The sequence below is a fragment of the Pseudomarimonas arenosa genome (assembly GCF_014841215.1).
GTDB classification, from domain to species: domain Bacteria; phylum Pseudomonadota; class Gammaproteobacteria; order Xanthomonadales; family Xanthomonadaceae; genus Pseudomarimonas; species Pseudomarimonas arenosa.
In genome coordinates this window covers 15,288-27,740 of the sequence record NZ_JACYTR010000040.1, presented here as the reverse complement: position 1 = coordinate 27,740, position 12,453 = coordinate 15,288, and the positions used below count along the sequence as shown (strand labels likewise).

The window sequence follows — 12,453 nt, the reverse complement described above, 5'->3', positions numbered from 1 at the left end:
CCTCGCGGCCGCACTGCGTAAAGTGTCGTCGGCTGCCGAGGTTTCGGTTCGGTGGGCGCGGTAAACGAGCAGCTTCGCTCGCCCGCGACCGGCTGATCTGGGCCCGGCCTGTCGCCGATAACTGCGCCCGCCATGGATTGTGCCGGGCCATTGTTTACATTGATTGCAAGGGGAGGCTTCATGTTCAGTCGCATCGCAAACCTGTTCCGCGGATTCCTGTCTCTGTTCATCAAGGGACTGGAGAAGCGTAACCCGGAAGCGCTCCTCGAATTGGAGCAGGAAAACCTGCGCAAGCAGATTGCCAGCTACAACCAGGGTCTGGCCAATCATGCCGGACTGGCGGAGCGTTTGATCGGCCAGGTGCGCAAGCTGGAAACCGAAGAAAAGGAACTGCGTGCCCGCACCACGGCCCATCTGCGCGCCGGCAACAAGCAGGCGGCCGCTCAATACGCCTTGCGCCTGCAGACCATCACCCGCGAGCTGGCGGAGAACCGCAGCCAGATGGAATCTGCCGAGGAAACCTACAAGGATCTGGTGCGCGCACGCGACGTCGCTGTCAATGCCGCCCGGGCCAAGATCGAGAGCCTGAAGGGCGCGATCAACGATATGCGCATGAAGACCGCCATGGCTGAGATGAACGAGATGGCGGCCGGCATGGTGGGCAGCATCGGTGGCTCGGGTGACACCCTTAGTCGGCTTCATGAAATGGTCGAGGAAGAGCGCTCCAAGGCCTCGGGCCGCGCCCGTGTCGCTCGCGACTCGATCGACATGAACGACATCAATGTTAAGGAGGCCGAGATGACTGCGCTGGCCGACCAGGCGCTGGCCGATTTCGCCGCTGCCGAGGGGCTGACCCTCGACGGCGACGCTGCTCCAGCGCCAGCTCAGCGCAGCATGGGCAGCAGCCAACCGGGCAGCGAAAGCGAATCGGCCTGAGCCATGCCGCTCGCCGCCGACGCCCCCGGCTGGGCCAAGGAACTGGCGCTGGGCTTTGAGTCCGGCGCTCATGGTCAGTTCGTGCTGCATGGCAATGTGGCCGACCGCTTCCTGTTGCAGGGGCGCCGGGTCAGCCTGGTTCGCTGCCTCGATGCCCTGCTGCTCGGCGGCTTCCAGCTGGTGTTCTCCTACGATCTTGGCAACGGGCTTGCCATCGTGCGCGGCGGCGAACGCCTGACCGAATGGCCGCCGATGAAAGAGGTGCCCAATCTGCCACGCGACCCGCGCGGCGCGATCGAACTGATCACCCGTTACATGCGGTTCCGCGCCAACCTCTCGGCCATGGGCCGCGGTGAAGTGGAACAGGTGGCAGTGATCGTGCGCGGCGCCGATCAGGTGCTGCCTGCCTCGCGCAGCGGCGACATCGAGATCGCCAGCCTGGCCAGTCTGGTGCGCGACTGGGCCAGCGAACCGCCGTTTGCCGAACTGCCCTTTGCCAGCTTTCTGATTGCCGACAACCTGGCCGACCTGCACCCTCTGGTGGCCAATCACCCGCGTGTCGACAAGGTGCGCATCCCGCTGCCCGATGCCGCCGAGCTCGCTCAGGCCCTGGCGCAACTGCGTGTTGAGCATGCCGCTGCCTTCGATCCGGCCTCCGGTGACGAGCAGGCAGCCGCCGCCCTGACCGGCGTCACCTTGTCCAGCCTGCAAAGCCTGGTGCGGATTCGGGCGCACCAGCAAAAGCGCCTTGGGCCGTCCGATTGGGCCGAGGTCAAGAAACAGCTAATCGAAGACGAGGCCGAAGGCTTGATCGAGTTCATCGAGTCCAAACGCAGTCTCGATGACTACCACGCGCAGGACGCGCTGAAGACCTGGCTAAGACAGGATATCGCCCTGTGGCACGGCGGTGACCTGCTGGCCCTGCCAATGGGCTACATCTTCTGTGGCCCAGTCGGCACCGGCAAGACCTACCTGGTTGAGTGCCTGGCCGGCGAGGCGCATGTACCGGTGGTTAAGCTGAAGAACTTCCGCGATCGCTGGGTCGGCTCGTCGGAGGGCAATCTGGAGAAGATCTTCCGCCTGATCCGCGCCCTGGGCCGCTGCATGGTGTTCATCGACGAGGCCGACCAGACCCTGGGCAAGCGCGATGCCGGCAGCGGCGACAGCGGCCTGTCCGGCCGCCTCTATTCGATGATCGCGCAAGAGATGTCGAACAGCGCCAACCGCGGCCGCGTGATGTGGGTGTTGGCCTCATCCCGCCCCGATCTGATCGAGGTCGATCTGAAACGCCCCGGCCGGGTCGACGTCAAGGTGCCCTTGTTGCCCACCACCACGGTGGAAGAGAGCGCCGGACTGCTGCGCGCGCTGTTGAAGCGTTTTGATATCAAGCTGGAAGTGGCTGAGCTGGCCGCCCTGCCCCTGCCCACCTTGCTGACCCCAGGCGCAGCGGAGGCGCTGGCGGTGAAGGTCTATCGCCACAGTCGCACACAACAATCCGATCCACTGAAGGCACTGAGCGCCGCCCTTGAGGGCTATCAGGCCCCGGTGCCACGTGACGTATTGGAATATCAAATGCGTATCGCCATTCGCGAGGCCACCGACATGGCCTTCGTGCCTCCGTCTTTGCGTGCCCTGGGTGACAAAGCGCTGCCATGAAATACCTGTGGAAAGCCTTTGTCGCACGACCATTCGGCATGCCCATCCCGCCCAACTTCTTTGCCCTGGCGGCGTTTGGCCTGCTCGGCGTCTTTCTGAGCCCGGGCTTCTGGCTGCTCGGAGCGGGCGCTGAAGTGGCTTATCTTGCTGCGCTCAGCACCAACAAGCGCTTTCGCAACACCGTCGATGCCGAGGAAGATCGCGCCGACCCGGTGGACCAGCGCTACCACCAGAGCCTGATGAAGCTGACGCCCGATCAGCAGCAACGCCAGCGTGAGGTCGAGCAGCGCGCGCGAGAAATCTTCGCCCAGCTCGGCGATTCACCGATGTTCCGCACCCATATGGAGTCGCTGGAACAGCTGGTCTGGATCAATATGAAACTGCTGTTGGCGCGGCAGGCCATCCTCGGCGTTGTGCATACGGCGCGCAGCGAAGCCGACCGGCTCGACGCTCAGGAAGCCGATATCGAACAGCGTCTTCTGCGCGACGACCTTAGCCCCGAGTTGCGCCGTTCGCTGGAGCAGCAGAAGGCGGTGATCGACCAGCGCCAGGAGGCCCATCAGTCGGCCGGCCGTCGGCTTGAACATGTCGAAGCCGAGTTGGCCCGGATCGAACAACAGATCGCGCTGATTCGCGAGCAAGCCCTGCTCTCGACCAATGAAGAACAGGTGGGCGCCTCGCTCGATTCGCTGACCGCCAGCTTCAATGAAGCCAATCGCTGGCTATCCGGCCAGCGCGATCTACTTGACTCGTTTGACGCGCTGGGCAACACGCCGTTACCGAAGTCAGTGCTGCGCCAGCGCACGTCACCTGGCGGCCGCCAGCGCGTCAGTCAGTGACATGAACCGCCAAGTTTCGATCTGGCCCGATCAAATCGCCCCGATATCGGCGGGTGATGCGTCTGACTTACCAGCGGGCGAGGCGCCTGCAGTGTGGGCTTGCGGCCGGGTGCGACTTTCACCGCAGCGCTCCGTAGATGCTCGCTTCGAGGAGCTCAGCGAGCGCTCGATGTTCACCCAAGCGGCGCTGAACCATGACCTCGCACTTGAACAGCGCACCCTGAGCCCGTCGAAGGGCGGTGCCCTGAGCCCGTCGAAGGGTGCCAAGCCGGGCCAAGACATCAACACGCACCGGGCACCTGCAACCGGCTTCGTCGATGCTCGCTTTGACAGCTCAGCGAGCGCGAGCCCTTGTCCGCCCACTTCCCTAACTCATCAATTCGCCGAAGGAGCACAGGCATGAATCAGGTTCACTCGCGCCATCGCCAAGCCGGCAGCGGCGCCGGCAAATTCCTTACCTTCCTGCTGGTTCTCGGCCTGCTGGTGCTGGGCGGCTGGCTGGTGATGAAGGACATGCAGCAGGACAGCCAGCCGGCCGGTGAAACCGCCAGTTCGGAGGGCGATTCCGGCGGCGGTGCAGTCAGTGCCGAAGGCGACAAACCCGACCCAATCGAGCCGGTCAGCGGCATGCCGACCCTGGATGCTGCCGCGGCCTACCAGCCTCAGGGCAATGTCATCGATGTCGACATCAGCGAGTACGCAGGCTACGCCGGCCTGATCGTCGCCAATGGTGGCCTCGATCCCAATCCAAACTCGCTATTCGCCAAGCAGTACGGCTTTCAGGTGCGGCTCAAGCTGAGCGAAGAAGAGGGCTGGTCGAAGCTCAACAACGGACGCATCGCCGCTTCTGTGACCACGGCCGACTCGCTGGCGATCATCGGTCGCCAGTTCGAAACCGTGGTGCCGGCGCAGATCGGCTTTTCGCGCGGCGCCGACATGGTGGTGGTCGATAGCGGCATCGCCAACGTCAATCAGCTCAAGGGCAAGGTGCTGGCCAGCTCGCAGTTCAACGAAGCTGAGTTCTTTATCCGCTACCTCACCTCCGAGGCCGGCGTACCGGTGAAGGTGCTGCGCGACCTCGATGGCCGTCCGGGCCCGAATGAACTGGGCCTGGTGTTCTATGAAGATGCCTTCGTTGCCTGCGATGCCTACCAGCACGAACTGGCCAGCGGCAAGCCCAAGCTCAACGGCTGTGTCGGTTGGTCACCGCGTACCGATGAAGTGGTGGAAGCCAGCAATGGTCGAGCCAAGATTCTGGTCTCCAACCGCAATCTGCTGATCGTGGCCGACATCCTGCTGCTGAACAAGGGCTTTGCAGAAAACAAACCCGAGTGGGCCACCGGCCTGGTGCATGGCCTGATGGAAGGCAACCGCATGGTGCGCGAAAACGCCGAGCCGCACCTCGACACCCTCGCCCAGGCGTTCAAGTGGGAAGTGTCGGAAGTGCGCGAGGAGCTGAAGAAGGTACATCTCAGCAATGTGCCGGAGAACATCGCCTTCTTCGAGGGCACCATCGATGCCGCCGGCTCGTTCCAGGGCATCTTCCAGTCCTCGGTACTGGCCTATGGCGATGTGATCAAGAATCCGGCCGATCCGGCGCGCTTTGTCGATCTGACCTTCCTGCGCACGATCGCCAAGCGCTCGGAGTTTGCTGCCCAGACCATCGCTATCGCACCGATCAAGACCGGCGGTGCGGTCTCGCTGGAAGGCGATGCCCTGCTTAGCAAGGACATTCGCTTCTTCTTCAAGCCCAATTCTTCTGAGCTGGAACAGAACGAGCAGAACGAGAAGTACCTCGATACCATCAAGAGCTATCTGCAGGTCAGCCCAGGCTCGGTGGTGCTGTTGCGCGGCCATGTCGACGACGCCCGCCGGGCTGAATTCGAACAGCAAGGCGGCCAGAGCCTGGTGCGCAGCATGGCCCTGAAGGCGATGGAGCTATCGCGTCAACGCGCCCAGGCGGTACGCGATGCCCTGCTCGTACGCCACCCGAAGATCGACAAGGCACGGCTGGAACTGGTCGGCCGCGGCTGGGAAGAGCCGGTCGGCGCCGACAGCGAGCAGAATCGCCGCGTCGAAGTGCAGTGGTTCACCTTGGAGTAACGTTGCAAGCGGCGGGCCGAAACGGTGGGCGACACGCCCACCAATCGGTCGGCGCAGCCCTCAGAACCACAGCTGCCAATAGCCGACGTCGATCCAGCGCTCCTGCTTGAAGCCGATCTCACGCAGCTGACCGACTTTCTGGAAGCCGAGTTTCTCGTGCAGGGCGATGCTGGCCGCATTGGGCAAGGCAATACCCCCGAGTGCGCTGTGAATCGGCAAGACCCTCAAGGCTTCGATCAAGGCGCTGTAGAGCGGCTTGCCAAGGCCCCGGCCGCACCACTGGGCAGCCAGATAAACACTGGATTCCACTGAAAATCGATAGGCCTGCCGCGGTTTCCAGGGTGTGGCATAGGCATATCCGATGAGCTGCTGATCGCATTCCGCCACCAGCCAAGGCAGCCCTCTCGACTGCACTTCGGCAATGCGACCTTGCATGGTGTCGAGATCCACCGTCACGGTCTCGAAGCTGACCGTGGTGTGCTCGACATAGTAGTTGTAGATCGCCGCGATGGCCGCGGCATCGGCCGGAACTGCCGATCGAATCGACATCTCCGGCCGTTCGCTCACAGCATCAATCGTCGCAACTCGCCGGTTCACTCGGTGCCGGGCTGATGTACACCACCGAACCGCGGCAGACGGCGTAGGCGCCGGACAAATTCATCGGCGAGGCCCCTGGCATGCTGCGCTCATGCAGCGGCTTGGATTTCTTGTCCAGCAAGGACACCTTGGCCTCGCCGCTGCTGCCGCCATTCGGTGCAGACTCAAATTGCAAGCTGTAGCCGCTGCCAAGGCTGAGCGCAGCCCTCTCGCCCGGCGGCACGGTCAGGTAGTAGCTGACGATGTGCTGATCATCGACCACCACCGACCCCCAGAACTTGGTTCCGTCCGGCTCTGCTGCCAGAGCATTTGCACTCAGCACGCTGGCCGCCAACATCATCCAATAACGCATCTCCCGTCTCCCTCCACCAAAGGCTGACATCCTCGACCCAACATGCCGCTTCGTGCAAGAGATCAGGCTGGGTCGAATAGACAGCAGTTCAGCCGCGGGGCCAGATGTCGGCGGCGCACATCGAACCCACCGCCCGAATCTTGCCCAATCTGTGACGCAAAGCACATTTTGTACACTTGACCTTCACGCCCCAAGGCGCTAACTGCCCTGGCCCGGAGGGGACTCGCGAGCCTGCCATTGGATGGCTCCGACACCGGCCCACCTCGTCCTTGTGAACCTTAGCTCGCCCGCTCGGGCCACGCTCCTGACCCAGGAGTCGCTCATTCATGCACGTCCACGCAGAAAGGAGAACACCATGCGTCAGTTCCTACTCGCACTCGGCCTTGTACTGCTGCTCACACAGCCAGCTCAGGCGCAACTCGAGCCATTCAAGGACTACAACGTCAGCGATGCCGTTTGGCATGTCACGGCCGTCAAGGTGGATGCCAATATGACCGACCACTATCTGGAAGGGATTCGCGCCACCTGGGTGGCCTCCAGCAAGGTGGCCAAGGAGCTCGGCCACATCGAGGATTACAAGATCCTCTCCAGTGAGTTGCCCAACTCGGGCGAGTGGAACTTGCTGCTGATGACCAAGTTCAAGTCCACGGCCGATTTCGGCCCGAACAAGGCGCGCTACGACGCCTTCATGAAGGCCTGGGGCGAAGCCAATCGCGACATGGTGCGGGAAAAGGTCAAGGCCTATCCCAATGTTCGCGAGATCACCGGCGAATACCTGGCGCGAGAGCTCACCGTCAACTAGCCGGCGCAAACTGGAACCGCTCCTGGCCGCGCCAGCCGGGAGCGGTTACGTCTCCTATTGATCCAACGACTTGAAGTTTGAACATCCTGTTGACCTTCAAGTCCGGCGAGTCAAAACATTCACTCGCCGAACCAACAAGCAGGCTGCTCTGAACAGCGCTCAGCAGCATGTCAGGCAATGAATTCGTTTGCATTGCCTCCCGATGTCGACACACCGAGCAGCCACTGCGCGATGATCGAAGGCTGAGGCTTTCGTTGAAAAGGACATCGCATGCGACTTGGCGCGTTTCTCTGCTGCTTGCTGTTGAGCACGGCTACTCAGGCCAAGCCTGATGTAGTGGCCAGCGTTGAATCACCTTCGGGCGTGCTGCGGCTGGATGTCATCATCGACGAAGGCCGGGCCAGCTACGCGGTGTATCGCTTTGGCGAACCGGTGATCGAATCATCGCGGCTCGGCTTTCTGCTGCGCGGCGAGGAAAAGCTTGAGCGCAATCTCAGCCTGCAGGCACAGCGGACACGCGCTCACGACGACACCTGGGAGCAGCCCTGGGGCGAGCGTCGATTTGTACGCGATCATCACCAGGAACTGCGCGTCACTCTGCACGAATCGATCAATCTCAAGCGCCAATTCGATGTCGTGTTTCGACTGTTCGACGACGGCCTGGGCTTTCGCTACGAGTTCCCCCAACGCAAGGGCTCATCTGAGCTGATCATTGACGATGAACTGACCGAGTTTGTGATCGCCGCACCGGCCACCGCCTGGTGGATTCCCGCCGGCGAGTGGAACCGCTACGAGTACCTGTACAACAAGACACCGGTCGAACAGGTGGGTCAGGCGCATACGCCGATGACGCTGAAGACTGACGATGGTCTGTACCTGGCGTTTCACGAGGCCGCCCTGGTCGACTATGCCGGCATGTGGTTGCGCCGAGTGGAAGGCCGCCGCTTCCGTGCCCAGCTGTCGCCGGCATCGGAAGGATGGAAGGTGCGCCGCGCCCTGCCCTTTCACACGCCCTGGCGCACCATCCAGATCGCCGACAGTGCGGCCGCCCTGTACAACAGCGCCGACATCAGCCTGAACCTCAACGAGCCGAACAAACTCGGTGATGTGAGCTGGTTCCGGCCGCACAAATACATCGGCATCTGGTGGGAGCTACACCTCGACACCCACAGCTGGGCCACTGGCGCACGCCACGGCGCTACCACCGAGCGCGCCAAGAAGGCAATCGACTTTGCCGCCGAACATGGCTTTCGCGGCGTACTGATCGAAGGCTGGAATGTCGGCTGGGATGGAAACTGGTTCGGCAACGGCAATGATTTCAACTTCACCCGCGCCACGCCCGATTTCGACTTCAAGGCAGTCACCGACTACGCCAGCGGCAAGGGCGTGCATATCATCGGTCACCACGAAACCGGTGGCTCAGTGAGCCACTACGAATCGCAGCTCAGCGCTGGCTTGAAGCTGTACGCAGCACACGGCGTCGATGCGGTAAAAACCGGCTATGTCACCGACGCGGGGCAGATCGAACGTCGTGATGCCGACGGCGTGCTGCGCCGCGAGTGGCACGACGGCCAGTGGATGTCGCGCCATCATTTGAAGGTGGTGACCGAGGCGGCCAGGCACAAGATCGCCATCAATGCCCACGAGCCGATCAAGGACACTGGCCTCCGTCGCACCTATCCCAACTGGGTGGCCCGCGAAGGCGCGCGCGGCATGGAATTCGCTGCCTGGGGCAATCCAACCAATCCTCCGGAGCACGAGGTGAACCTGGTGTTTACCCGCATGCTATCCGGCCCGATGGATTTCACTCCCGGCATTCTCAGTCTGCAGGGCCGAGGGCAGGCGGTGCAGACCACCCAGGCCAAGCAGCTGGCCCTGTATGTGGTGTTGTACAGCCCAATCCAGATGGCCGCCGACCTGCCGGAAAACTACGCCAAGTACCCCGCCGCGTTCCGATTCATCAAGGATGTGCCCGCCGACTGGTCGGAAACCCGCGTACTTAACGGCGAGATTGGCGACTACGTCACCTTCGCCCGCAAGGATCGCCACAGCGAGGACTGGTACCTTGGCAGCATCACCGACGAGAACGGTCGCCTGCTCGAGGTATCGCTGGATTTTCTTGACCCGGACAGGCGCTACCGTGCCGAGATCTATCGCGACGGCCCCGACGCGCATTGGCGAGACAACGGGTTCGACATCGTCATTGAGCAACGCGAAATCAACCACCGCGACCGCCTGACCCTGCGCCTTGCCGCCGGCGGGGGTACGGCGATTCGGTTTGCTGCGCTCGAATGAGTTCAACCTCAAGTCCCGCGCGTCCGGTGCCGTTCGACAGGCTTACGGCAGGCATGCCCGTACGCGCGGGCGCTTCACAGCGACTACGTCGCTGCGCGCGTGCAGTCCATCCGTGGACTGCTTTATTGAACCGGCCAGTTGAAACATCAATTGCCCTGCTAAATAAGCTCAACTGCCGAACACGAAATACACCCCCGATTCCTCGACTTATCCACGCGCCCCCTGGATAGCCCTGTGGACAATCCGTCGATAGAACGCCACGGCCCGCACCACACAAGGCGTGTCAAGCGAATTGCTTAGATTTTGACCAGCAAGAATTCACGCCCCCCGTTTCAGCCTGAACATCGAATTTCAGCAGAAAAGTCAAGCCCGACTGCTCACCGCGACTTATCCACGAATCGCCGGGGATAGCCCTGTGGACAAGTCGTCGATAGACGTCCACGACCCGCTTGGCAGCATGCGTGTCAAGCGAATCGGTCAAAAAATCGCCAGCACGGCATTGTTCGAACAGTTGCACAACGGGCAGCCCGATGCCAAGGTCGCTTACCTCTCGCTACGAGACTTCGCATGAGCCACGACTTCCAACCCCAGCCGCTGCCCGGCACCGAGCGCATCGACAGCCTTGATCTGCTGCGTGGCTTTGCCTTGCTTGGCATCCTGCTGATGAATATCCAGGTATTCGCCATGCCCGGCTCGGCCTACATGAATCCGAGCTCCTATGGCGATCTCAGTGGCGTGAATTTCTGGGTGTGGTCGCTGACCCATGTGCTGGCCGATCAGAAGTTCATCTCCCTGTTCTCGATATTGTTCGGCGCTGGCGTATGTGTGTTCACCGAGCGCGCCGAGGGCAAGAGTGGCGGTGCCTTGGGCCTGCACTATCGGCGCATGTTCTGGCTGCTGTTGTTCGGCCTGATCCATGCGCATTTCATCTGGTACGGCGACATTCTGGTCAGCTACGCTCTGTGCGGATTCCTGGTGTTCTGGTTTCGCCGCCTGTCACCGCGCGCCCTGATCATCTGGAGCGCTGTGTTCTTTCTGATGCCGGTGCTCTACAACGGATTGACCCAGCTGGCCATGGGCGAGATCCCCGCACAGGCCAAGGCCGCGATGCTGAAATCCTGGGCGCCGTCGGTGGACAAGATTCAGGAAGAACTCAATGCCTACACCGGCAGCTGGCTCGAACAGCAGGCGCAGCGTCACAAGTCGGCACTGATGCTGGAAACCCTGGTGTTCGCCGTCTTCTTCTTCTGGCGCGGCATGAGCATGATGCTGCTGGGGATGGCGCTGTACAAACTCGGTGTATTGAGCGCATCGCGCAGCGCCAGCTTCTACAACCGACTGATCGTGATCGGCACGCTGTTCGGCATCGGTCTTTCCAGCTGGGGCGTGCAGTGGAACTTCAGCCACGGCTGGTCCCTGGAGCAGTCCATGTTCGGTGGCGCGCAGTTCAATTACATCGGCAGCCTGGGTCTCGCCCTGGCCTATCTCGGCTTGATCATGCGAATTCATCAACTGGGTGTGCTAAGCCGTCTGCGCACACGTCTAATGGCGGTGGGACGCATGGCCTTCAGCAACTACATCGCGCAATCTCTGCTCTGCACCTTCGTGTTCTACGGCTTCGGGCTGGGCTACTTCGGCAGCTTTGAACGCTGGCAGCAGCTGCTGGTGGTGCTGGGCGTGTGGTTGATCCTGCTGATCTGGTCGCCGATCTGGATGCAACGCTATCGCTTTGGCCCACTGGAATGGCTATGGCGAGCCTTGAGCTATTGGAAACGCCCGCGCATGCGCCGCTAGCCCTGCGATCGCGCAAACCATACTTCCGCCGACGCAACGCGGGGCGGTGAAGCGGCCGGCCTAGCGAATTCTTCACGCACGCGTGGCTCGATGCCACTAAAGTTCAGGCTGGTCGAAATCTCAGGAGCCAAGATGACCTCCACTCACTCGTGGCTGGGCCGCCTAAGCCTCTGCATTGCACTGGCGTTTTCCTTCAGCCAACCGACCCTGGCCTCCGACAGCGACGTCGATAAGGCGCTGAAGAAGCTTGAGAAGAAGCTGAAAGGCGACAAGGACAAGAACAAGGACAAACCCAAGACCGAGGAAGGCAAGGTCAGCGATGCCGCTACTTCGGCCTCCGCCAGCGCGACCAGCATCAGCCAATCCGATGCGGGCAAAGGCATCCGTGAGGCGCTGGGCAAGGGCGTGGAGAAGGCGATTTCCCAACTCGGGCAGGAAGACGGATTTCTCACCGATCAGGCAGTCAAGATCCTGGTGCCGAAGAAGCTGCGCAAGCTCACCGACATGGCCAAATCCCTGGGTGCCGGCAAGTATGTTGATCGCTTCGAGACCTCGATGAACCGGGCAGCTGAGAAGGCCGTGCCACAGGCGGCCAGCATACTCGGCGACTCGATCAAGAACATGAGCCTGGAAGATGCCATCGGCCTGGTGCGCGGCGGCGAGACCTCGGCTACGGATTATTTCCGCAAGACTTCAAGCGACAAGCTGCGTGAAGCCTTCATGCCGATCGTCAAGCAGTCGACCGAGGCCTCGGGCGTGACCAAGAGCTACAAACGCTTGATCGACAAGACTGGCGAGATGGGCGGACTGCTGGTCAGCGATGATCTCGACCTCGACACCTATGTCACCGACAAAGCGCTGGAGGGGCTGTTCTTCTATATCGGCGAGCAGGAAAAAGCCATTCGCAAGGACCCGGTGGGCCAGGCCTCGGACCTGCTGCGCCGGGTTTTCTCGCGCTGACGTCACGTCCTGGCGAGCGGCCTCTCAATCCGTGGTGCGTCGGCTGGGTAAGCCCTAACAGGCTGCTGAAATACCTCCATCCTGGAGATTTTCAGCGCAACCCTTCGACAAGCTCAGGG

General features: G+C 61.8%; 12 protein-coding genes. 10 read left to right on the top strand and 2 right to left on the bottom strand.

Features of this window, described 5'->3' with window-relative positions; genetic code table 11:
* Window positions 1-180: 180 nt before the first annotated feature.
* The 5 genes from IFO71_RS15255 (at window position 181) to IFO71_RS15235 (ending at window position 5,534) form a co-directional block, all read left to right on the top strand.
* A complete protein-coding gene (locus tag IFO71_RS15255; protein WP_192030519.1) occupies window positions 181-936 on the top strand; it encodes a PspA/IM30 family protein in 756 nt (251 codons plus the stop codon).
* Between the two features lie 3 nt (window positions 937-939).
* Window positions 940-2,592, top strand: a complete 1,653-nt coding sequence (locus IFO71_RS15250; protein WP_192030518.1) for an AAA family ATPase — start codon at window positions 940-942, stop codon at window positions 2,590-2,592.
* On the top strand, window positions 2,589-3,431 hold the full coding sequence (locus tag IFO71_RS15245; protein WP_192030517.1) for a hypothetical protein: 843 nt from the start codon (window positions 2,589-2,591) through the stop codon (window positions 3,429-3,431). The genes IFO71_RS15250 and IFO71_RS15245 overlap by 4 nt, the downstream gene beginning before the upstream one ends.
* A gap of 169 nt (window positions 3,432-3,600) precedes the next feature.
* A complete protein-coding gene (locus IFO71_RS15240) occupies window positions 3,601-3,834 on the top strand; it encodes a hypothetical protein (RefSeq protein ID WP_192030516.1) in 234 nt (77 codons plus the stop codon).
* Complete coding sequence (locus IFO71_RS15235) at window positions 3,831-5,534, top strand: phosphate ABC transporter substrate-binding/OmpA family protein (RefSeq protein WP_192030515.1); 1,704 nt, start codon at window positions 3,831-3,833, stop codon at window positions 5,532-5,534. Before IFO71_RS15240 ends, IFO71_RS15235 begins: the two co-directional genes overlap by 4 nt.
* Window positions 5,535-5,594: 60 nt before the next feature.
* Here the strand turns inward: IFO71_RS15235 and IFO71_RS15230 are convergent, their stop codons facing one another.
* Both IFO71_RS15230 and IFO71_RS15225 read right to left on the bottom strand, forming a co-directional pair.
* Window positions 5,595-6,083 carry an arsinothricin resistance N-acetyltransferase ArsN1 family B gene (locus IFO71_RS15230; RefSeq protein WP_192030514.1) on the bottom strand — a complete coding sequence of 163 codons (489 nt, stop codon included), beginning with the start codon at window positions 6,081-6,083 and terminating at the stop codon, window positions 5,595-5,597.
* A 22-nt stretch (window positions 6,084-6,105) separates the two neighbouring features.
* The gene (locus IFO71_RS15225) at window positions 6,106-6,483 is read right to left on the bottom strand and encodes a hypothetical protein (protein WP_192030513.1); all 378 of its coding nucleotides are present in this window, start codon (window positions 6,481-6,483) and stop codon (window positions 6,106-6,108) included.
* Window positions 6,484-6,838: 355 nt separating this feature from the next.
* On the opposite strand from IFO71_RS15225, the gene IFO71_RS15220 reads away from it, so the two are divergent.
* From IFO71_RS15220 to IFO71_RS15200, 5 genes are all read left to right on the top strand, one after another.
* Window positions 6,839-7,285, top strand: a complete 447-nt coding sequence (locus IFO71_RS15220) for a hypothetical protein (protein WP_192030512.1) — start codon at window positions 6,839-6,841, stop codon at window positions 7,283-7,285.
* 270 nt (window positions 7,286-7,555) lie between these two features.
* A complete protein-coding gene (locus IFO71_RS15215; protein WP_192030511.1) occupies window positions 7,556-9,580 on the top strand; it encodes a glycoside hydrolase family 97 protein in 2,025 nt (674 codons plus the stop codon).
* 415 nt (window positions 9,581-9,995) lie between these two features.
* On the top strand, window positions 9,996-10,151 hold the full coding sequence (locus tag IFO71_RS15210) for a hypothetical protein (RefSeq protein WP_192030510.1): 156 nt from the start codon (window positions 9,996-9,998) through the stop codon (window positions 10,149-10,151).
* Window positions 10,148-11,374, top strand: coding sequence for a DUF418 domain-containing protein (locus IFO71_RS15205; RefSeq protein WP_192030509.1), 1,227 nt, complete (start codon window positions 10,148-10,150; stop codon window positions 11,372-11,374). Before IFO71_RS15210 ends, IFO71_RS15205 begins: the two co-directional genes overlap by 4 nt.
* A 132-nt stretch (window positions 11,375-11,506) precedes the next feature.
* The gene (locus IFO71_RS15200; protein WP_192030508.1) at window positions 11,507-12,334 is read left to right on the top strand and encodes a DUF4197 domain-containing protein; all 828 of its coding nucleotides are present in this window, start codon (window positions 11,507-11,509) and stop codon (window positions 12,332-12,334) included.
* Window positions 12,335-12,453: the final 119 nt, after the last annotated feature.

Coding starts and splice junctions, on each gene's coding strand:
- IFO71_RS15255 (WP_192030519.1), top strand. CDS start 181: ATGTTCAGTCGCATCGCAAACCTGTTCCGCGGATTCCTGTCTCTGTTC.
- IFO71_RS15250 (WP_192030518.1), top strand. CDS start 940: ATGCCGCTCGCCGCCGACGCCCCCGGCTGGGCCAAGGAACTGGCGCTG.
- IFO71_RS15245 (WP_192030517.1), top strand. CDS start 2,589: ATGAAATACCTGTGGAAAGCCTTTGTCGCACGACCATTCGGCATGCCC.
- IFO71_RS15240 (WP_192030516.1), top strand. CDS start 3,601: ATGTTCACCCAAGCGGCGCTGAACCATGACCTCGCACTTGAACAGCGC.
- IFO71_RS15235 (WP_192030515.1), top strand. CDS start 3,831: ATGAATCAGGTTCACTCGCGCCATCGCCAAGCCGGCAGCGGCGCCGGC.
- IFO71_RS15230 (WP_192030514.1), bottom strand. CDS start 6,083: ATGTCGATTCGATCGGCAGTTCCGGCCGATGCCGCGGCCATCGCGGCG.
- IFO71_RS15225 (WP_192030513.1), bottom strand. CDS start 6,483: ATGCGTTATTGGATGATGTTGGCGGCCAGCGTGCTGAGTGCAAATGCT.
- IFO71_RS15220 (WP_192030512.1), top strand. CDS start 6,839: ATGCGTCAGTTCCTACTCGCACTCGGCCTTGTACTGCTGCTCACACAG.
- IFO71_RS15215 (WP_192030511.1), top strand. CDS start 7,556: ATGCGACTTGGCGCGTTTCTCTGCTGCTTGCTGTTGAGCACGGCTACT.
- IFO71_RS15205 (WP_192030509.1), top strand. CDS start 10,148: ATGAGCCACGACTTCCAACCCCAGCCGCTGCCCGGCACCGAGCGCATC.
- IFO71_RS15200 (WP_192030508.1), top strand. CDS start 11,507: ATGACCTCCACTCACTCGTGGCTGGGCCGCCTAAGCCTCTGCATTGCA.